Here is a 225-nt window from a genome sequence, read left to right as displayed (position 1 = left end):
TGCGCCCTTTCTAACTTAACCAAACTAAAATTAAAAAAATATGAGCTACACTGTTATCTAGTTTTCAAAGAACATACATTTAAACTTGAGAGATAGTTCTCTCAAAACTGAACGAAACAAAACAAGTCAACGTTTATTGATGAACTGCGTTCATCAATTCTCCATAGAAAGGAGGTGATCCAGCCGCACCTTCCGATACGGCTACCTTGTTACGACTTCACCCCA

At 37.8% G+C, this 225-nt stretch carries 1 rRNA gene; it reads right to left on the bottom strand.

The window, feature by feature from the left end:
- Nucleotides 1-167: 167 nt before the first annotated feature.
- Nucleotides 168-225 (bottom strand): 16S ribosomal RNA (locus AC0IXC_RS29450); the annotation flags it as partial.

It is taken from the genome of Bacillus sp. AC266, from assembly GCF_979253805.1.
The sequence above is the reverse complement of the archived record's forward strand: the minus strand, read 5'-3'. Positions and strand labels throughout refer to the sequence as shown.